22 protein-coding genes are annotated in these 17,621 nt (G+C 42.5%); 6 read left to right on the top strand and 16 right to left on the bottom strand.

Annotated features, from left to right (window positions below; genetic code table 11):
- Position 1: 1 nt before the first annotated feature.
- The gene (locus NF859_RS05830) at positions 2-445 is read right to left on the bottom strand and encodes a PspC domain-containing protein (protein ID WP_252743416.1); all 444 of its coding nucleotides are present in this window, start codon (positions 443-445) and stop codon (positions 2-4) included.
- Positions 420-650 carry a PspC domain-containing protein gene (locus NF859_RS05825; RefSeq protein ID WP_004069229.1) on the bottom strand — a complete coding sequence of 77 codons (231 nt, stop codon included), beginning with the start codon at positions 648-650 and terminating at the stop codon, positions 420-422. Before NF859_RS05825 ends, NF859_RS05830 begins: the two co-directional genes overlap by 26 nt.
- Before the next feature lie 176 nt (positions 651-826).
- Here NF859_RS05825 and NF859_RS05820 point away from each other — a divergent pair, with 176 nt between their 5' ends.
- Positions 827-1,537, top strand: coding sequence for a 2,3-bisphosphoglycerate-dependent phosphoglycerate mutase (locus NF859_RS05820; protein WP_252743415.1), 711 nt, complete (start codon positions 827-829; stop codon positions 1,535-1,537).
- A 24-nt stretch (positions 1,538-1,561) separates the two neighbouring features.
- Here the strand turns inward: NF859_RS05820 and NF859_RS05815 are convergent, their stop codons facing one another.
- The gene (locus NF859_RS05815; protein WP_004069223.1) at positions 1,562-1,705 is read right to left on the bottom strand and encodes a hypothetical protein; all 144 of its coding nucleotides are present in this window, start codon (positions 1,703-1,705) and stop codon (positions 1,562-1,564) included.
- A 143-nt stretch (positions 1,706-1,848) separates the two neighbouring features.
- Here NF859_RS05815 and NF859_RS05810 point away from each other — a divergent pair, with 143 nt between their 5' ends.
- Positions 1,849-2,250: a M67 family metallopeptidase gene (locus NF859_RS05810; RefSeq protein ID WP_252743414.1), complete on the top strand. Its 402-nt coding sequence runs from the start codon at positions 1,849-1,851 to the stop codon at positions 2,248-2,250.
- Here the strand turns inward: NF859_RS05810 and mobB are convergent.
- Both mobB and NF859_RS05800 read right to left on the bottom strand, forming a co-directional pair.
- Positions 2,247-2,978 carry a molybdopterin-guanine dinucleotide biosynthesis protein B gene (gene mobB, locus NF859_RS05805; RefSeq protein WP_252743413.1) on the bottom strand — a complete coding sequence of 244 codons (732 nt, stop codon included), beginning with the start codon at positions 2,976-2,978 and terminating at the stop codon, positions 2,247-2,249. The two genes, NF859_RS05810 and mobB, sit on opposite strands and share 4 nt — an antisense overlap.
- Before the next feature lie 5 nt (positions 2,979-2,983).
- Complete coding sequence (locus NF859_RS05800; protein ID WP_152878875.1) at positions 2,984-3,205, bottom strand: LSm family protein; 222 nt, start codon at positions 3,203-3,205, stop codon at positions 2,984-2,986.
- 59 nt (positions 3,206-3,264) lie between these two features.
- Between NF859_RS05800 and NF859_RS05795 the strand changes: the two genes are divergently transcribed.
- A complete protein-coding gene (locus tag NF859_RS05795) occupies positions 3,265-4,086 on the top strand; it encodes a hypothetical protein (RefSeq protein WP_252743412.1) in 822 nt (273 codons plus the stop codon).
- On the opposite strand, the gene NF859_RS05790 is transcribed toward NF859_RS05795, so the two are convergent.
- From NF859_RS05790 to NF859_RS05775, 4 genes are all read right to left on the bottom strand, one after another.
- Positions 4,070-4,393 (bottom strand): hypothetical protein, encoded by a 324-nt coding sequence (locus NF859_RS05790; protein WP_252743411.1) that lies wholly within the window; start codon positions 4,391-4,393, stop codon positions 4,070-4,072. The two genes, NF859_RS05795 and NF859_RS05790, sit on opposite strands and share 17 nt — an antisense overlap.
- Before the next feature lie 32 nt (positions 4,394-4,425).
- Positions 4,426-5,415, bottom strand: coding sequence for an AIR synthase family protein (locus NF859_RS05785; protein ID WP_252743410.1), 990 nt, complete (start codon positions 5,413-5,415; stop codon positions 4,426-4,428).
- Between the two features lie 55 nt (positions 5,416-5,470).
- A complete protein-coding gene (locus tag NF859_RS05780; RefSeq protein ID WP_004069212.1) occupies positions 5,471-6,640 on the bottom strand; it encodes a pyridoxal phosphate-dependent aminotransferase in 1,170 nt (389 codons plus the stop codon).
- A gap of 79 nt (positions 6,641-6,719) precedes the next feature.
- Positions 6,720-8,321 (bottom strand): carbamoyltransferase family protein, encoded by a 1,602-nt coding sequence (locus NF859_RS05775; protein WP_252743409.1) that lies wholly within the window; start codon positions 8,319-8,321, stop codon positions 6,720-6,722.
- A gap of 61 nt (positions 8,322-8,382) precedes the next feature.
- On the opposite strand from NF859_RS05775, the gene NF859_RS05770 reads away from it, so the two are divergent.
- The 3 genes from NF859_RS05770 to NF859_RS05760 are packed head-to-tail and all read left to right on the top strand — an operon-like array spanning position 8,383 to position 10,069.
- On the top strand, positions 8,383-8,727 hold the full coding sequence (locus NF859_RS05770; RefSeq protein ID WP_252743408.1) for a cupin domain-containing protein: 345 nt from the start codon (positions 8,383-8,385) through the stop codon (positions 8,725-8,727).
- A gap of 1 nt (position 8,728) precedes the next feature.
- Positions 8,729-9,148 carry a hypothetical protein gene (locus NF859_RS05765; RefSeq protein WP_252743407.1) on the top strand — a complete coding sequence of 140 codons (420 nt, stop codon included), beginning with the start codon at positions 8,729-8,731 and terminating at the stop codon, positions 9,146-9,148.
- Positions 9,149-9,193: 45 nt separating this feature from the next.
- Positions 9,194-10,069 (top strand): AEC family transporter, encoded by an 876-nt coding sequence (locus tag NF859_RS05760; RefSeq protein ID WP_252743406.1) that lies wholly within the window; start codon positions 9,194-9,196, stop codon positions 10,067-10,069.
- Here the strand turns inward: NF859_RS05760 and NF859_RS05755 are convergent.
- The 7 genes from NF859_RS05755 to NF859_RS05725 are packed head-to-tail and all read right to left on the bottom strand — an operon-like array spanning position 10,066 to position 17,620.
- A complete protein-coding gene (locus NF859_RS05755) occupies positions 10,066-10,686 on the bottom strand; it encodes a DUF257 family protein (protein WP_252743405.1) in 621 nt (206 codons plus the stop codon). The two genes, NF859_RS05760 and NF859_RS05755, sit on opposite strands and share 4 nt — an antisense overlap.
- Positions 10,687-10,691: 5 nt before the next feature.
- The gene (locus NF859_RS05750) at positions 10,692-12,611 is read right to left on the bottom strand and encodes a hypothetical protein (protein WP_252743404.1); all 1,920 of its coding nucleotides are present in this window, start codon (positions 12,609-12,611) and stop codon (positions 10,692-10,694) included.
- Positions 12,608-14,317, bottom strand: a complete 1,710-nt coding sequence (gene arlJ, locus NF859_RS05745; RefSeq protein ID WP_252743403.1) for an archaellar assembly protein ArlJ/FlaJ — start codon at positions 14,315-14,317, stop codon at positions 12,608-12,610. Before arlJ ends, NF859_RS05750 begins: the two co-directional genes overlap by 4 nt.
- A 9-nt stretch (positions 14,318-14,326) precedes the next feature.
- On the bottom strand, positions 14,327-15,952 hold the full coding sequence (gene flaI, locus NF859_RS05740; protein WP_252743402.1) for an archaellum flagellar ATPase motor FlaI: 1,626 nt from the start codon (positions 15,950-15,952) through the stop codon (positions 14,327-14,329).
- Position 15,953: 1 nt separating this feature from the next.
- Positions 15,954-16,652, bottom strand: coding sequence for an archaellum protein ArlH (gene arlH / locus NF859_RS05735; RefSeq protein ID WP_252743524.1), 699 nt, complete (start codon positions 16,650-16,652; stop codon positions 15,954-15,956).
- 2 nt (positions 16,653-16,654) lie between these two features.
- Positions 16,655-17,095: an archaellum stator protein ArlG gene (gene arlG, locus NF859_RS05730; protein ID WP_252743401.1), complete on the bottom strand. Its 441-nt coding sequence runs from the start codon at positions 17,093-17,095 to the stop codon at positions 16,655-16,657.
- A 9-nt stretch (positions 17,096-17,104) separates the two neighbouring features.
- Complete coding sequence (locus tag NF859_RS05725; RefSeq protein WP_252743400.1) at positions 17,105-17,620, bottom strand: hypothetical protein; 516 nt, start codon at positions 17,618-17,620, stop codon at positions 17,105-17,107.
- Position 17,621: the final 1 nt, after the last annotated feature.

The following is a 17,621-nucleotide window of genomic DNA, read 5'->3' as shown; positions in this document are numbered from 1 at the left end:
CTCATCCCCTCGCTATCAGGTATAGACCGAGTAAGAGGATAAGCAATGCAACTATCTCCCTCAGTCCGAAGATTGGAAACGGTATGAAAACCTTTAAGAGGAGCACTGCCCCTAAAAGGACAAGAGCTATTCCAAAAAGCTTTGTGTCGTCTTTTTTCTCTACTTTTGGAGCTTTTTTGGCCAGTTCTTCAACTTTTTCTCCAGCCTCTTCAGCTAGCTTTTCGATCTTTTCTGGAATTTTCTCTGCAGTTACTGTTTCTTCCTCTTCTTCGGGCATAATTATAGCCATTAGGAAATACGCCAGGATGAAAACTGGCTCAACGAGGCAGAGAAGGATAAAAATTATCCTCACTATAGTTGGATCAACGTCGATATATTCGGCTATTCCTCCAAGAACTCCCAAAAATATTTTATTCCTTTTACTCCTCTTGAGCCTCTTTTCCACTTAACTCACCTCCATTTTCAGGTTCCTCCGGTATTACAATAGCTAAAAGAAGGTATAGCAATATTGCAGTTCCCACACTTCCCAGGAGCAGGATTATAAAGAGTATCCTGACAAGGGTAGGGTCTACGTTAAAGTATTCTCCCAATCCCCCACAAACCCCGAAGAGCATTCTGTTCTTCCTACTTCTGTAGAGCCTCCTTTCCATGTAAGCCCCTCCTTTGCTATAGCTATTTATGATTGTGCATTCACCTATATAATTTTAATCTTCTACGAGTGTAGTGTCACTACGAGTTTCAATGGTCAAAAGGAAAAACTGCCGTTGCTCATCCTTGAACAGAAAGAGCTTTATACCAATCCACCAACAATTTTTAGGTGAACCTAATGAGCAAACTTATACTAATAAGACATGGTGAAAGTCTGTGGAATAAGCTAAACCTTTTTACAGGCTGGGTTGATGTGCCTTTGAGCGAAAGGGGAATTGAGGAAGCTTTAAAGGCTGGGGAACTTCTAAAAGAGTGGAAGATAGATGTGGTATTTACCTCAGAACTTGTCAGAGCAATCCAGACTGCAATGCTCGTTATGAGCAAAAACACCTCCGGCGTTCCGAAGATAGAGCATGAAAACGGAAAAATGAAAGACTGGGGAATAGTATATGGAGAACACGGGAAAAATTACGTCCCCGTTTATAAGTCGTGGCATCTCAACGAGCGCTATTACGGTAAACTGCAGGGTTTTAATAAGGATGAGGCAAAGAAAATCTACGGAGAAGAGCAGGTTTTGTTGTGGAGGAGAAGCTACGACATAGCCCCACCTGGAGGGGAGAGTCTTAAGGACACTGCCGAGAGGACAATTCCTTATTTTAAAGAAAAGATAATCCCGGAGCTTGAAAAGGGGAAAAACGTACTTGTCTCTGCACATGGAAATAGCCTACGCTCAATAGTCATGCACATAGAAGAGCTAACTAAAGAGCAGGTTTTGAGGCTTAACATTCCTACCGGAGTGCCGCTTATTTATGAGTACTCTAAAGGAAAACTTGAAAGGATAGGTTATCTCTATGAGTGGGGCTATGATAAGAGCCTTCACATAGAATAAAAGGGGAGAAGAAGGCGATCGTGATCAAATTATTTCGACTTCAAATCCTACAACTTCTATCCCTAACTTCCTTCTCGCTATTTCAAGGGCTTTCTCTACTTTGCTAACCACAACTATCTCCTCTTCGGGGATGGAATTCCTCTTGTAGTAGACTATTCTCGCGAGCATGTTTTTCACCTCTTGTATCACTTTGAGTGATAATACAGGGATACCAAATCTTGATGATTGTAAACATATTTATAAGCTTTTCTGCACTGATTTATTCATTGATGAACAAAAAAGATTTAAAGGCCTGAGGAAAAGAAGCACTCATGAGGAGTCTTTTTATAAAACGTGCACATTTGAAGGAAATTCTAACCAATGCCAGAGAGAGCAAAGTTGAAATATGCGGATTTTTGATAGGGAGGATGAAAGGGGAAGATGCCTTTGTGGACTATGTGGTCTTTGCAGAGAATCGGTTAAATTCTCCAGTAGGCTTTGAAATAGACCCTTTGGAAACGCTCAAAGTTCTTGAAAAAGCTGAAGAGGAGGAAAAGGAAGTCATCGGGATATTTCACTCCCACCTTAACTGTCCCCCATATCCCTCTCCTAGGGATTTGAAAGGCATGGACTTGTGGAGAAACATATGGTTGATAGTAAATAACACTGGAGAATATAGGGCATTTGTTCTCGAAAACGGCCAGATAAAAGAAATTAATGTTGAAGTAATTTAGTCTTTGATTATAATCTCTATTTTCTTCCCCTCTTTGTATCCTTTCATGGCGGAGAGCATGCCTTTAATGGTCTTTTCAACAAGCTCCTGAACCCAGTCTTTCATTGGAAGCTCCTTCCCATCAACCCTAACGATGACTTTTGGTTTTGAACTTAAGACAACGCAGTCTTCTGTGCTCTTTTCGCTCTTTACTATGAGCTTTGCCATCTCGTAACAGTCAAGCCCACACAATCCGCAGTTAATATTCGGTAGCATAAACGCTTTTTCCTCTATTAAATCGGCCAGCCTTTCGGGATTTTCAAGAGGGTTTATTACCTCAAGCCCTTCAATGCTTTTGGCTTCGCTTGATATAACACCGCTAACGGCTATCGCAAGCCCATCGTTTAATACTTTCACTTCCTCTTCACTTTTGGCACATATTACCTTGGGCAAATGCTTGGCATCTTTGAAGCCCTCAAGGAGGAGGAAATCAACCTCTGGTATTGCGGATAATAAGGCATTTAAGTCCTTTGCTTCAAAAAGGAGGGCATCTGTGTCTTGAGCCCTCACAATTACATAATCAGCTACTCTTTTTAATTTCCAAGTGTCACTGTCCTTTCTATCAAAGTTCGTGTGCATGCTCTTTGCTATTCCCACTTTGTATCCTCTTTTCTTGAGCTCTCTTGCGGCTCTCTCTACCGTGGTTGTCTTCCCGCTCTTTTTAAATCCTACAAACGCAACTGCCCTCATTTTTATCACTCTAAGAGCATTATCCAGTTAATGTCATCTATCTTTACCACCAAGGCTTTTCCCCGGTTCCCCACAACATCGGCAACGTTCTCTAAGACTATTACTTCCTCGTCAAAATCTTTTAGCACTCCAGTAAAAGAATGATCTCCGCTGACCGCTAAGGCTACACGTTTACCTTTCCACGTTTCGAGGGTTTTGTCCAGCAAAAGTGGTTTTTCTTCGCTCATGTTCCCACCTATACAAAAAGACTATAAATGACTTTTAGCCTTTTCCATCTGGTGGTCACATGAGGTTGGTCACAAAGAATGAAGTTGTGAAAGAAGCCTTCTTAAACGAGCTTAAGAGGGAAGGAATCAAGTTTGCTGTTATGGAAAGACTTGGGTATGAGGCATTTATTGGCTACATGATTGAAGGGACACTGGAGGAGATAAACAACGCTATAAGCTCTTTTGAAGGTGAGGAAAAGGGGATTCTTCTTGAGGGCTTTCTCACGTTTAAGGAGCAGATAAATCATGCCCTGGAGCATCTTAAGGATGGTGAAGAAATAGAGCATCTCCTTCAAGAGGGCTACTGGATGGGGGACGTTCTTGATCAGCTGTTTAAAAACGATGCAGTCGTCGTTGAAGAGAACAAAGCAAGGTTAAAGGAAAACGTTGATGTTACAAAGCTCAAATTCCAGTTCAGGTTCCCGTATCAAATTGCAAAAAACCTTGAGAAAATTGAGAAGATAGCGAAGCAGTTTGCGTTTGTTGACCTTGTCCCCGAGTATGAGATAGAGATTAGGGAGCTCGAAATAGAAAAAATCAACCGGGCTATGCACATAGCTGCGAAGTACTTTGAAGAAGAGATGATTATGGGGGCTTATTTTGCCCTTATCTCAAGAGGGATAGTTGCGAGCGAGATATTAAATGCCCTTGGTAACGAGAAAGTTCCCAAAGAAGACTTAACCATGGCGTTTCTCAAAGCAATGCCCATGGAGATACCCACCGAAAAAGGCACCATGATAATAAACGTGATGAACGGGAGGGCATTTGAAGAAATTTTGAGAATGCTGGAGAAGGAAGGGCGAATAGACATAAAGGGTGGGAAGGTTAGGAAGTTGAGGTAGTGCTCTCTGAAGGCAGCAGTACTAGGCCCAGGAGCATTAAAATCCCACCAACTCTGCTGGTTAAAATAAGGGCAATTATTGCCGGAACTAAAAGCTTGTCTTTCGCTTTTTTGTATTCTTTGTTTTCAATGAGCTCAACACATTCTTCTGATCTTTTGAATATCCAATAGCCGAGGATAGCAAATGGTATCGCGAGCAAAATCCCTATTATCGTGAGCAAAAGGAGAACTGCTATGAGGAATGGCTCTATGACACTTAAAATCCCACCAACCTTGATAAAGGTCTTAGCCATCTCCACATCGGCCATGTAACCACCATAAATAGTAAGAAAAAAGACCTTTAAAAGATTTTCCAGATTTCGTCTGTTTCTGGTCTTTTTAGTGGGGTTTCCTTTCCATCTTTCACAAGAACCTTTGTATTCTTGTCTTCTAAGAACTCTCCAACTATTGCCGCCTCAATGCCCTCTTTTTGTATTGCATTCACGATTTTTTCGGCTTTCTCCTTTGGTGCCGCGATTAAAAGAGAGCCTGAGCTTATCAGAGCAAGGGGGTCTAAGTTGAAGTATTCGCACAGCTTTTTGGTTTCTTCTGCTATGGGAATCCTATCGTGGTAAACCCTAAATCCCAATCCAGCGGCGTCTGCCATCTCGTGGAAGCCATTTGCTATTCCTCCCTCTGTGGGATCATGCATAGCATGGACCCCAATTTCTGCAGCGATTAATGCCTCTTTTACCACACTGATTTTCTCAAGGAATCTCTTTGCCCTCTCTACTAGCTCATCTCCGAATACCTTTCTCAGCTCTTCCTCCCTTTCGCTCGCTATGATTGAGGTCCCCTCAATTCCAGCACCTTTGGTCAAGATTATGGCATCTCCAGCCTTTGCACCGTTTGATCTCACAAGTTTCTCCCTTTTGACTTCGCCAAGCATTGTTCCAATGACTATAGGCCTGTTTAGTCCAATCGTCACTTCGGTGTGACCTCCGACTATTGAAATGCCAAGCTTTTCAGCACTCCTATGCATATTTTCCATTATTTCCTTGAGGAGGTTCTCATCGGCATTTTCCGGCAACAGGATTGTTGCTAAGAACCATCTTGGCTTAGCTCCAAACGTTGCAACGTCGTTTGCGTTCACGTTTATTGCGTAAAAGCCTATATGCTTCTCCGCCCCCGTTATGGGATCGCTTGATGCAACGAGAACATTCTCCCCAAAGTCGATTGCAGCCGCATCAATGCCCACACCAGATTTTATTATAACTCTCTCATCCTCAACCCCTAGAAGATTGAAGACAATTTTTTCAAGCACTTCTGGAGGAACTTTTCCTGGGAGCATTTTTCATCCCCATCAAAGTGAGACAGAAAAGATAAAAAGATTGCTGAGGAGGGTGTTAAACAAGCTTCTTTTCCTTCAGCACTTTCTCCATTCTGTCCATTGCTTCCTCAAGCTTTTCGTACGCTGTGGCGTAGCTTATCCTCACATACCCTTCTCCGGCCTGTCCAAATGCGCTTCCAGGAACTACAACCACTTTTGCTTCTTTTATCATCAGTTCACTGAACTCTTTGCTGCTCAAACCAGTATCTTTAATCCTTGGGAAGATGTAAAAAGCCCCCTTTGGCTTAACCGTTGGGAGACCCATTTCATTTAGCCTCTTCCAGACGAGGTTTCTTCTCCTCTCATATTCCCTGCGCATCTCCTCTACCGCTTGCCAGCTCCTCTCGTCCCTTAGGGCTTTTGCAGCTGCGTATTGAATGAATGTCACGGGACATGTTGCATTGTACATTTGGAAGCGAACCATTTTTTCCACAACCCATTCTGGGGCGGCTAAAAAGCCCAAGCGCCATCCGGTCATTGCGAAGGTCTTTGAGAATCCGTTCATGGTTATTGTCCTCTCAAACATGCCGTCCAGAGAAGCAATGCTGTAGTTTTTGACCCCATCGTAAACGAAGTACTCATAAACTTCATCGCTTAAGATCATTAGATCGTGCTCAACTGCAAAGTCCGCTATCTCTTCGAGGTCTTTCTTCGTTAATACTGCTCCCGTGGGATTGTTTGGAGTGTTTATTATCAAAGCCCTTGTTTTTGGGGTCACGTATTTTTCGAGCTCATCGACACTTAGGCGGAACTCGTTTTCCTCATAAGTGGGAACCTCAACGGGCTTTCCTCCCGCTAGAATAACTGCAGGGGCGTAGCTAACGAACATTGGGGAGGGAATGAGAACTTCCTCGTTGTCTTTCAAGAAGGTTGCAAGTCCCATTAGAATCTGCTGGTTAGTGCCGACGGTTATCATTATTTGGGTTTTTGGATCTGCGTCAATTCCATTATGCTTTTTGAACTTCTCTGCAACTGCCTCTCTAAGCTCCAAAATTCCTATATTTGGGCTATAGTGCGTTAGTCCCTTATCAAGGGCTTCCTTTGCGTATTCCTTTATGTGTTCTGGCGTGTCAAAGTCTGGCTCTCCAATTCCAAGTGAGATTATTCCCTCAATGCCTTGGGCAAGATCAAAAAGCTTTCTTATTTCAGAAGGGTTCACCATCTCAAGCCTATCGCTCAGCGCCATAATCTTCACCAGTGAGATTTCTCCTTGATGTTTATAATTTTACCGACATGAAATATTTGGCAACGATGAATAGAATAGCTCACTGATATACAACAAAGTTCTCCAAAACGAGGGCATCGAGCTTGGCTTTTTTGAAAGTTCTCAGGGCATCTTCTGGAGAGCAAACTATCGGCTCCCCATGAATGTTAAAGCTCGTGTTTAGAACCATGCCAACGCCCGTTTCTGCTTCAAAGTGTTTTATTATGTTGTAGTAGCGCGGATTATCCCTTTTAAGGAGAGTTTGGGGTCTTGTTGTTTTATCAACGTGCACAACCGCTGGGGCTTCATCAATCATTCTTTCCGTTGCCTTGTAGCTCATTGTCATGAACTTGTTCGGATAAGGCTCATTGAGGTAATCTTCAATTCTCTCCTCCAGCATTGAAGGGGCAAACGGCTGGAAGACGTCTCTGTTTAATGCTACGTTGAGCTTTTTTACAACATATTTGCTTCTTGGGTCTGCGAGGATGGAGCGGTTGCCCAGGGCTCTTGGACCGTATTCCATTCTTCCTTGGAAAAAGCCCACCATTTTGCCTTCAAGAAGCATTTCTGCAACAAATCCCTCTACGTCTTCACGATAGTCAAATTTCAGACTCTCTGCCCTTAAGAGGGCTTCAATTTCGCTCTCATCGTAGGAAGGGCCCAAGTAAACATGCTCAAGCTTAAATGGCTTCCATTTTCTATCGAGCCTTTCGAACTGGGCTTTTACGAAGGCTGCGGCACCAAAAGCTAATCCAGAATCATCCATTGCCGGAAATACCCATAGATCGGGGAAATGCCTCCTCAAAACGGCATTTGCCTTGACGTTTTGTGCAACTCCCCCAGCGTAGGCAAGTTTTAAGTTGTAACTTTTAAGTTTTAACCCAAGCTCATCGATAATCTTTTCAAGATGCGCTTGAGCAGAGGCGGCTATCTCTATTGCCCTCTTTTGAAGTTCTCCATCCAGCTTGCCTTTCTTCATTTCCTGGGCGATTTCTTTAGCCTTAGATAGAGGATAGTTGAAAAGTTCGGCGAGCCTTTTTGTAGCCTCAACCCCAACTACTTTCAGCTTGTTCTCAAAGCTCAGCCCGTTAAGTTCTATTATATGGGAGAGATCGTAAGTTGGCTTACCATAAGCTGCCAAGCTCATGACCTTTCCTTCATGTCTCATCGGCTTAAAGCCCAAAAGTTCAGTAACCGATGCATAGAAATCTCCGAGAGAGTCTAAATAGGTGCTCTGGGCTATTCTTATCATCTCACCATCTCTTGCCACATAAATGGAAGAGCTTAGTCCATCTCCCGCGGCATCTATACTTAACGCCAATGCTTCTCTCCAGCCAGAGGTGAAATAAGCAGAAGAAGCGTGGGCAAGGTGATGTTCAACAAAAAGAACTTTCTTCTTGAAATCTTTACCAAATATGGATTTGAGATTTCTCTCAAGCTCTAACAATCTTGATTGCTTTCTGAAAATACTCGCTACCGCTATTACCTCCACCTCTTCCGGATGTACTTTTCCCCTTTCTAGGACTTTCTTTATGCTCAGCTCTGGAAATCCACGGTACTTTTTTATCCGGTTTAATCTCTCTTCGTTTACGGCATAGATTTCTTCTCCCTTGAACAGCACTGCTCCTGCATCGTGTCCATCGTGCACTCCAAGCACAATCATGTTTGGGGATTAAATGAAGGATTTTTAAACATAACTTCGGAATGTACAGTTGGGGAGTGAAATGAGGGCAGAGATCAGGGAGTTTATTGATAGGGGCACGTATAGGAAGGCACCGCTGTTTGAGGGTGAACTCCCGAAAGGCAGCTACGCCCAGATAGTTGAGATAAAGCCAAAGCAAACCGTTCCAAAGCATTATCATGAGAAGCAGTACGAGCTCTTTTACATAATCAGCGGTGAGGCAAAGCTGGGTATTGGGGAAAAGGAATACGAAGCCAAACCAGGGGATATCTACCTTGTAAAACCAAAGACAGTCCACTGGGTCGTAAACGAAAGGGAGGAACCATTTAGGCTCTTCGTTGTTAAGCTGAACTACTTTGGAGAAGACAGTGTCTGGCTGAGTGATTAACATGGGAAGAGTAAGGAAGGAAAAGGCAGAAATGTTCCCCCTATCTCCGGAATCATGGTACCTTGTGGTTTATTTTAATGAAAAACTTGAGTACCTTTACATACCCTCATCCAATAAACCAGACTTAGAAAGACTTGGATATCTTCTGGCGGCTTTTAAGCTGTTTAATATCCCTTATTTACTTTTTGGAATTCATAGAGAGGATATTTTTGAGCTTGGGGATGATTTCGAAGAAAGATTGAAAGAAGAGTTTGGTGTGAATATTGATGAGAACATCCTTGCCAAAGAATTTAAGAGCTCACTTAGGAGCATCGAGAATTTAAGGACATTTTATGAAAAGCTCGGGTTTTTTGAAGACCTTGAGGAGCTTGAGGATCTAAGAAGGCTGTATGAGGAGTACCTGAAAAAGAGGAGAAAATGAACAGTTAAGCGAAAAATTCTTTAAACCTTCTTTTTATCTAAGAGCATGAACATTTACGAAATGCTTGCTTTAATAGGTACTGGGCTAGTCCTTCGGAGAATAATAAAATCTGAGAAGCCTTTTGTCTATTTAAACAAGTTTGCATCCCAGGTGCTTTTAACATTCTATGTCTTTTCAAACGTTGCCTCGAAAGATATCGCTTATCTGGTGGAAATCAAGATTGTGTTCTTGTATGTCTTCTTAGTCATTGCCCTCAGTCTTGGGGCATCTTTCCTCTATGCGAGGTTTTTTGTAGAGGATAAGAAGTGGCAAGGAGCTTTGATGATACTCTCAACGTATCCAAATACAGTCGCAATGGGATTCCCGATAGCGAGCCTGTTTTTAGATGATTTAACTCCTGCGATTATCTATGCAAGTACGAATACTTTAATAGTCCTTCCAATAGCGACGTTCGTTGCTGCACATTATTCGAGTGGAAAAGCCTCGCTTAGAGAAAGCATCATAAGAGCGCTTAGATTTCCACCCACCAGTGCCAATATACTTGCCCTCACTCTTGTACTGCTTAGGATTAGGCTTCCCTCTCAACTGCTGAGCGGAATGAACAAACTCGGTTGGTGGAGCATTCCCCTAATCCTGATCTATTTAGGCTCTCGCATAAACCTCCAGAAGTTTGAATGGAGAAAGCTTCTTGAAGTAGGGACGTTTAGAATAGCTATGCCGTTTGTTTTTGCAGTTTTAACCCTAAAAACAAGCCCTAAAATATTTTATGCGGTGCTGGTTGAGGCATCGATGCCCCCCGCAATAATGGCAAATGCCATTTTAGCCCACTACAGACTCAGAGAGGAAGAGGGAATAGGGGTTACGATCGTGTTAACGATAATAGTTTTGATCTTGTTTTTGGTGCTTAGAGCTTTTGTTTAAACTTTCACCTCCTCGGATATGGATTTTTCGACTTTGGGGATTATTTCTTCGCCTTTTTTATGTATCTGCAGGACGGTTGTTGCCAGCTCCTCTAGCAGTGGAACAACGTAAGGGACGCTATTTTTCAAAACATCAACGTTAGTGAAGTAGAATGCGGTTCTTCTCCTACTCCCAGCATATCTGGTTAGCATGTTTACCAAAGCTAATACTTCTATTTTTGAGTCTGCAAGCAAAAATAGTCTCTCAATTCCAAGCACTGGGACAATTGCATGTTCCATTTCAGAAAGAAGAGCCTCATAATTTGCCTCGAATTCTTGGATTAGGGACATTATATCGCTGACGCGGAACCTTTTTATAACGTTTCCAACTTCTAATCGGCCTCCAGTTTTGATCACCTTTACCTCGTCTAAAATCTTAGTATCAATACCTGCGAGCTCCAGGTGGGTTTTGTAAACATAGAGGGTATCAAGAACATCATCCACCACAACCGGGATTTTGTTTTCTTTGCCCCAGGTTATTAGTTCCACTAGCTCTCTGTATGGAAGTGTCGAAGATGGATACTCTAAAAGCACGGTTTCTCCAAATTTTGGGAATTCCCAAATGTTTTTGAATTTCAAGGCTTTCACCTCCCACTTCTCTCTTCAAGTTTTGCTGCGATCCAAGCTAGCAGCAATATGAAAATCATCCCCCCTACAAATCCCCCACCTGCAAAAAGGAGCTTCTGTTTTGTTGGGAAAACTTCTATGGTGGTGTTTTTGATTTCCATGTGGGTTATGGTTTTTGTGTAGGTTTCTACAATCTTTGTGGAGTTTGATGGAGTTGCATTCTCTTTGGTTTCTTCTGGAATTTGGGTTTGAGAGATCGTCGGAGCCTCGATCTTTACTATGGTGGAGTTCTTAGTTATGTAATCACGCTCTTTGAGCGCTGCAAGCACTTCAAATTCCCCATCATTTGTTGGAATAAGGAAGAAACTGTACGTTTTATTTTCTCTGGGTTTTAGAGAGTCAGTTATATATGCAAATCTTCCGGAAATTGTTAGTTTATCCCCTATTATCCCAAAGTGCTCTGGCAGGGCAATTGTAAGTGTAAACGGTCCGCGTGTATTCCCTTTGTTTGCAACAGTAATATTTAGGGGAATAAGATCTTCAATGCTTCCGTTAGAACCTTGGATTGATAGCAGATAATAAGGAGATGCGTTTTCAACATTTATCCATCTGATCTCCGATGAAAACGATATTCTGGCAAAGCCATTGCACGATAGCTGGAAGGGTACGTTTCCACGCACTTTTATAGAGCCTAACTTGAGAAGTCCGGAGTTTTCTGGTAGGATGGTTAGGTTAAAACGAATACTCTCTTTTGCTTTAAGTTCCGGGATGTAGACGGGATAAGAGCTTATTATTCTAAATCCATTGGTAAGGTTGGGGATTATCTCAACGAAGTGAAGGTCTTTTTCTCCTTCGTTTTTAATTACTACAGTGGCATTAAAGGGTTCAAACTGCAACGCTCTCTCGGGGGTTGAGAGAGACACATTTACAAAAACATCTGCTTCCGGCTTCGGTATTTTTTCATTTTCTAGGAATCCAACCAGAGTTACAATTTTCTTTGTTTTCAGGTCTTTTATCCCTTCAACTCCTATGTAAAGTCCCCCATAGGAAATTAGTGTGTTTGTATATACCCATCTGCTTTTGAGAATCATTCCACAGGAGTTTCTTATAGTTACATAAGCCCCATCCGAAAATACCTTTTCAACTCTCACTAGATATGGTCCTATTTGGGTGTCTTTTCCTTCTTCCACCTCTTTATACACCGAGGGCGAAATGGATAACGTTGCGTACACTCCTTTTAGTTTTATCGTGACTTTAACGTAACTTGACCCAATGAGGTCTTTTACTTCAATTATGATTCCATCAGCTTCTATTGTTTTTCCCACTTCGACCCAGTGTTCTTTCCCGTTTATAGAGATGGTGACGAACTCTTTAAGCTCTCCGTTGACTTCCGTTATGTTAAAGTCTTCAAACTTTACTGTCCACTCATAGAGCTCTTTGCTAGTCCCCTTGTAGAGGTAACCGTCAAATATAGTTGGCATTATTGTGAATGAGCCGCTAAGCTCGTTAAACTCAATTTTTCCACCGCTGTATAGGATTTCCTTTGACGTATTTTTATACAGCAGCTTTATCTTTGCTTCTTTGTCGCTCACACTTATTAGTGAGATTTTGTAATCTCCAAGCAACAGGGTTTGATTTTCTAGTATGTATGGGAATGTGATGTTCAGCTTTGCATATCCGCCGTCTTCCTTTACAAAGCCCGAAATGAGACTAAGGGAATAGATACTTGAATTTACAGTCTCTCCGGGAGTTACCAAAAAGTTGCCTTCAGGGGTTAACACTAGAAACCTACCATCTAATGAGATGTCTTTGAGCTCTATCTCCTTCCCTTCTATCCCCACCTGAGAAGGTACTCTAATCCATCCAGTGAAAACAGACTGTGCACTTGCATACGGTAGGAGAAGGGTTAAGAGAAAAATTATGAAGAACTTTTTCATAATCCCACCCCCATTAGAGGTAGTATTAAGCCTGAAAAGCTCATCATCTTCCCCATCACGAACTCACCGAGATAAAGACCTATAGCGGACATCCATGCTAGTATCACGAAGTAATAGAGGGCTATTCCCAAATGCCCGCCATCTGCGATTTTTATTGAAAATGCCGAGATTAATGAGTGCAGCAAGAGTATTGAGATCAGAATATAGTTGGTTAGTTGAAGACCCTCGGCACTTGGTATAAAAAGGATATCCTGAATGAACTCTCCTTGAAGCTGGATGTTGGAGAATAAGTGGGTCATATAAACTGCAACTTGGAATGCGGCTGCAACTGAGAAAGCAAATGCCCCTGTAACACCGTATATCACACCTTTAAAGCTTGCGACACTCTGTTTTCTTTTCCTCCTTAACCTGAGAAGCCTCTCAAAGTTGTTTGAGATTACCCTTCCCACGTAGTCTGGATCCGCTCCAAGATGGAGGCTCTTCCTAAATATATCCGAAAAGATGTCTATAAGCCAGCTTCCCGTATCTGAAACAAAATATTTCCAGGATTTCGTGTCGTCTATTTTTAGGGATATCCTCTTATTCAAATTTTTAATATCCTTTGTCAATGTTCCGAAGTCGTGGGAGCTGAGATATTTTAAAACAAGCGCCATAGATGCTCCGCTTGCTGCTAAAGATGAGCTAAGACTCCTCATGAATGCTGGGAAGTTTTCGTCTTTTATCAGAATGTTTTCCTCTTCTTTTGTGAGAACATAGCCCAGATAAGCTAAGGGACTCATAATCAAGGCTAAAGCTATCTCCGTTGGGATATTGAACCTGATTCTCAGTACGAGAAGATACAAAAGGGCAACGACCACAGTCCCGGCAATTGATATTAAGGCTCCTCTAATAACTTTAGCCTTTCTCTCTGCGTTCATAGCGTTGCTGGCCCATATGCTGTCCTCAGGCATTTTGTGCTTTATTAGAATAAGAACTCCGATTTCAACTACCATAACCAAGATGAACGTAAAAATCGTCAGTGTTACCAAGTCTTGTCCGGTTATTATGGGGCCTATTATGATGAAAGTAACCATAAACACCACGGAGATTATAAGTGAGCTGTAGACTTCTTTAAAAACATCCAAATCGTAGAGGGCTCCCTCATAGAACGTCTGGTAATCGTCCATCACAATTTTCTGCTCCTGGAGAAGATAGTCTTTTAACTCCACACCGCTGTCAAGGGAATAGGCAAGCCTCTCAAGGAAGTCTGAGAATACTTTGCTTGGCGTCCTTTTTGCGAGGAACCTAAAAGCCTCTGGCATCCCCCTGTTGAACTTCGCTATTAGATAGTAAATTTTCTCCATGTCTCTGGAAATAGGCTCAAGCACCTTTTCCTTTGCTAGATTTAAGATTAACTCGTTTCTACCAACTTCACTTGTTGATAGAACAGCAAAATACGTCACAAAGTAGGGAATCTTTGAGTTTATTTTAACCCTTTTTCCGCTTGCGGCGGAGTAGGGATGCATAACGGCATATATCAGCGGGAGCAGGGGAATCGCGTAGAGTGCTATTCTGATTATAGACGATATTGAGATAAACGTTGTGAGAAGCGAGAGCACAACAAAAAGGACTACACTAGCCACTATGCTTGGAACTAATATTTTTCTTACGTAAGTTTTCATGTCCAGATCTGCCTGCACGAATATGTTGGCTTTTTGTTTTGGCATTCTAACCACCTAAAGCCTAAAGCTTAATCCTTGAATGCCCTTTTCATAGAAGTTCTTTATCTCTCTATAGACGTCCCAGTAGTCCGTTATTCCCAGCTCCGCCATTCTCTGGATTATCCTTGCCCTCAAAAACAGCTCGTTGTAGATGTCTTTTGGATCTTCATAGCCAGCTACTTCCGCTATTTTTCTCTCCAAAATGTAGGAGTTGTTCATTCCTCTGAAGATGTGCTTATCGCTGACTGAATCCCATTCAAAAACACTCCTCGTAGCAACTCCTCCGAGTTCTTCATAGTAGCCCTCTATTTCCACAACGTTGAGAACTCTTCTCAGGAACCTCCCCCTTACATAAACTGCCTGCTGGAAGAGGGCAATGTTAAGGTTATCTATGAAAGTTACAGGGACGTTTATTGGGTGCCCAGTGAAACGCTGTATCATCTTCTTGACATCACCCGCGTGGAAAGTTGCCATAACTGGGTGTCCGGTCTGCATTGCTTGAAATGCTATAGCACCTTCTGCACCTCTTATCTCACCAACTATAATGTAGTTAGGTCTTGATCTCAATGCAGCTTTAAGAAGGTCAAAGAGTGTTACTCTGCTCTCCTCGGGTCCTCTTTCTCTTGTCGTTAGCCTCTGCCATGTTGGATGTGGCACAACAACTTCTGGAGTGTCTTCAGCAGTGAATATCTTCGCCTGGGGTTTTATGAAAGGAATGATAGAGTTCAAAGTCGTTGTTTTTCCGCTTGCCGTTTCACCACACACAAAGATACTCATTCCATATTCCAAGGCAAGCCACAGATAAGCGGCAATTTCAGCTGAGAATGTGTTCCATTTTACGAGTTGAACAACGCTCAAAGGAGTTGCGGAGAATTTTCTTATCGTTGCTGAGGGGCCCTTTATGCTAACGTCTGGGCTGTATATGATGTTTATTCTTGACCCATCTGGGAGGGTTCCATCAACAATCGGGTTTTTGTCGCTTACCGGTCTTCCAATTCTTTCACTCAATGCCTTAAAGTAATCCGCAAGGGCTATATTGCTCTCAAAAGTTATGTTCGTAGGAAGTGCTTCAAAGATTTTATGGATTAGGGAGATATAGTCGGCACCGATTATGTGTATATCCTCGATATATGGATCTCTGATTAAAACCTCTAGAGGTCCAATACCAATTATGTCCCTCTTCAGCAGATATCTAAACTTTTCTATCTCTCTTTGAGTCAGCTTTACACTATTCCTGGAGAATAAACCCCTACCATTGAGTTTCTTTAGGGCTTCGTTATAGAGCTCGTCTAAGAATATCTCAAATTCTTCCCTTTCTTCTGGAATGACCTTGGTGGGAGCCAGCTCAAGAATTTTTTCTTTTATCAGCTCGTACTTTGCCTTTTCCTCTGCATTTTGGATTCGGGGTTCTATCACGATATACCTCTTCTCGGTTTTTGGATCTCCATAAATGTGGACAAAAATTGGATCTCCAACGGGATATATTATGTTCGGGTATTTTATCTCCTTCATGTCTCTGCTGAGCTGGACATGAAATTCGGGCATCTTACCGTATTTCCTAACGAAGTCTTCAACGTATTCCCTTAGGTGGGGATTTCTTGCCATTGCAGTTTCAAGGGTTTCACTGATTCTTTCGGCCATATCACACCACCGCGGCTATCTCTACGATAAATCCTGCCTTTGGTTCGACTCTAAATGGAATTATCTTCTGGAAAATCCCCATGGCGTTGTTGTACTTAACAATGGTCGCTGAGTTCTTTAGATCCCCACCAAAGACCTTGACTTGGAGTCTTATCAGCATTGTAGAAATCTCCTCCAGTACGGAAAGGGTAGAAGGGTCTATGCCGTTGGGGCTTAAAGTTAGTATTATTACCTTGTTTAGGGCGCTGAGCTTTTTGAGATGTTCGGTAAACTGCCTGAGCAGGTCTTCATTTAATTTTGGAGGTAGAATGGGCGCGAGTGAATCTATGATAATAACATCCTTTTCCCATAGCCTTTCCTCACTCAAAAATCTGGGCAGGAATTTTTCTCGCTTAGAAACACTGCTAAGAAGGGGATAGAGAGAAACAAAGAGCAGTTTTCTCTTTATCAGAAAGGGGATCACACTATAGCCGAGCGATTCCATTTGGTTTATGAACTCCGGAGTGGTGAGCTGGGTTGAAACATAGCTAACAGAAACGTCATTTCTCAAAAATCCATAGGCGAGGCGTTGAGAGAAGATAGACTTACCAGTACCCCTATCACCTTCTATTAGGATTATACTTCCAGAGGGGATACCACCCCCAAGCCTCCTATGGAGTTCATCGTTAGGTATCTGGATTTTCAGCAAATGTGCCATGATCATCACCCTATTTTGAAGATGAACTCTCTCTGCTTTCCGTTTTCAATCACTACCACAAGCTTGTGATATCCAGCTGATAGGGTGGTTGCTACCTTTAACTCTCCAACATCATGGGGAGCCAATAATGAGGGGGTTAAAGTGAGATTTGAAGCTGGTATGAGGTTCCCGTCGATGAAAACTACCACTGTGTCGGGGGTGAAAGGGAAGGCTTCACTTCCGGTGTTTTTTATGTAAAACACATACGCTCCGCTGGAAATTGGAATGTTTTCTGGGTCGTTTATCACGGTGAAGTCGGTTCTCAGATTTTGGGCTATTGCAGTCCCACGGTACGTTATTCCATCGGCTAGGTCTTGGGTAACAACGTAAAGCCCTCCTGCCACCGTTGCGGCAACGAGGAGTGAAACTATGAAGAGTATGATTTCTGAAACCACTGAACTTGCCATGATAATCACCTAGTTGCAGTACCATGAGGTTCCAACTATAGAGGGCTCCCCTATCGTCTGATTTTGATCTAGCCATACCCATCTCCATTCTATCTTTAAGGAACATCCGGTTTCGGTAGCTATCACCAAGCTGTGAACATCGCTGTCTTTAATCTCGGTTGTTGTAACGCTTATATATTCCCCGGGGAGGAGATAGGATTTGTTTTCGACGATGAGGGTTGAGCCATCGGGAGTTTTCAATCTTCCATCCCTAATGAAATTCCAATATTTAGGGGATAGGGTGGAGCCGTTGTTTGTAACGTTGAACGTTATGGAGTATATCGAGGCAGTTGAGCCTGGATCATTGTAGGAGTAGCTATCGAGGGACAATCTGGAGGTTTGTCTCTTTATGAACGAGTCTTTATACACCTCCACCGAATTCGCCAGTGAGAGGTAGCTGTTTTCAAGGGATAAGTAGAGCGTTCCAAACGCCACGATTGATGCAATGAATATTACGGCGAAGCTTGCAGATACGCTGAATCCCATA

Origin of the sequence: Thermococcus alcaliphilus (genome assembly GCF_024054535.1) — an archaeon.
Taxonomy (GTDB): Archaea; Methanobacteriota_B; Thermococci; order Thermococcales; family Thermococcaceae; genus Thermococcus_A; species Thermococcus_A alcaliphilus.
The sequence above is the reverse complement of the archived record's forward strand: the minus strand, read 5'-3'. Positions and strand labels throughout refer to the sequence as shown.

Bases quoted from the DNA above. Each gene is read 5' to 3' on its own strand.
- NF859_RS05825 (WP_004069229.1), bottom strand. From the start codon at position 650: ATGGAAAGGAGGCTCTACAGAAGTAGGAAGAACAGAATGCTCTTCGGG.
- NF859_RS05820 (WP_252743415.1), top strand. From the start codon at position 827: ATGAGCAAACTTATACTAATAAGACATGGTGAAAGTCTGTGGAATAAG.
- NF859_RS05815 (WP_004069223.1), bottom strand. From the start codon at position 1,705: ATGCTCGCGAGAATAGTCTACTACAAGAGGAATTCCATCCCCGAAGAG.
- NF859_RS05810 (WP_252743414.1), top strand. From the start codon at position 1,849: ATGAGGAGTCTTTTTATAAAACGTGCACATTTGAAGGAAATTCTAACC.
- mobB (WP_252743413.1), bottom strand. From the start codon at position 2,978: ATGAGGGCAGTTGCGTTTGTAGGATTTAAAAAGAGCGGGAAGACAACC.
- NF859_RS05800 (WP_152878875.1), bottom strand. From the start codon at position 3,205: ATGAGCGAAGAAAAACCACTTTTGCTGGACAAAACCCTCGAAACGTGG.
- NF859_RS05795 (WP_252743412.1), top strand. From the start codon at position 3,265: ATGAGGTTGGTCACAAAGAATGAAGTTGTGAAAGAAGCCTTCTTAAAC.
- NF859_RS05790 (WP_252743411.1), bottom strand. From the start codon at position 4,393: ATGGCCGATGTGGAGATGGCTAAGACCTTTATCAAGGTTGGTGGGATT.
- NF859_RS05785 (WP_252743410.1), bottom strand. From the start codon at position 5,415: ATGCTCCCAGGAAAAGTTCCTCCAGAAGTGCTTGAAAAAATTGTCTTC.
- NF859_RS05780 (WP_004069212.1), bottom strand. From the start codon at position 6,640: ATGGCGCTGAGCGATAGGCTTGAGATGGTGAACCCTTCTGAAATAAGA.
- NF859_RS05775 (WP_252743409.1), bottom strand. From the start codon at position 8,321: ATGATTGTGCTTGGAGTGCACGATGGACACGATGCAGGAGCAGTGCTG.
- NF859_RS05770 (WP_252743408.1), top strand. From the start codon at position 8,383: ATGAGGGCAGAGATCAGGGAGTTTATTGATAGGGGCACGTATAGGAAG.
- NF859_RS05765 (WP_252743407.1), top strand. From the start codon at position 8,729: ATGGGAAGAGTAAGGAAGGAAAAGGCAGAAATGTTCCCCCTATCTCCG.
- NF859_RS05760 (WP_252743406.1), top strand. From the start codon at position 9,194: ATGAACATTTACGAAATGCTTGCTTTAATAGGTACTGGGCTAGTCCTT.
- NF859_RS05750 (WP_252743404.1), bottom strand. From the start codon at position 12,611: ATGAAAAAGTTCTTCATAATTTTTCTCTTAACCCTTCTCCTACCGTAT.
- arlJ (WP_252743403.1), bottom strand. From the start codon at position 14,317: ATGCCAAAACAAAAAGCCAACATATTCGTGCAGGCAGATCTGGACATG.
- flaI (WP_252743402.1), bottom strand. From the start codon at position 15,952: ATGGCCGAAAGAATCAGTGAAACCCTTGAAACTGCAATGGCAAGAAAT.
- arlG (WP_252743401.1), bottom strand. From the start codon at position 17,095: ATGGCAAGTTCAGTGGTTTCAGAAATCATACTCTTCATAGTTTCACTC.
- NF859_RS05725 (WP_252743400.1), bottom strand. From the start codon at position 17,620: ATGGGATTCAGCGTATCTGCAAGCTTCGCCGTAATATTCATTGCATCA.